Source organism: Novosphingobium sp. 11B, assembly GCF_054589055.1.
This window is the reverse complement of sequence record NZ_BAAILP010000016.1, coordinates 1-410: the sequence shown is the minus strand read 5'-3', so window position 1 is coordinate 410 and position 410 is coordinate 1. Positions and strand designations below refer to the sequence as shown.

Annotated in this window: 1 protein-coding gene; it reads right to left on the bottom strand. The window is 61.7% G+C overall.

Features of this window, described 5'->3' with window-relative positions:
* A partial coding sequence (locus ACYPYD_RS01485) for a transposase (protein WP_459661812.1) occupies positions 1-410 on the bottom strand: 410 nt, incomplete at both ends.

The window sequence follows — 410 nt, the reverse complement described above, 5'->3', positions numbered from 1 at the left end:
GATGAGCCGCATTTGGTTTGCGTTGGCCGAGCGGCACGAGGTGCGATCGCTGGCGAGTTGCGTCTTGTGCAGTTTGATGAGGTTTTCGGCTTGGCCACGGGCACAGTAGAGGCTGTCGTAGATATACTCGGCGGAGCCTTGTGCCAGCGACGTGACGACGTAGCGGATATCCATGCCGAGCGTACTGGCCTCGATCCGGGCAACGACACGGCGCTGGCATTTCCAGCTCTTCGCGCCATAGCGGATCTCGGCATAGCTGCGCAGGACCACGCGTTGTTCCTCGGCGCGCTTGACCGCGCAGGTATCGGCGGCGGCGAGGATGCCGGGATTAGTGCGCAAGGCACCGTTGGTGGGAAGACCAAAGACATAGTCGATGCCGTGCGCATCACAGAACGACATGACCTCGGGTC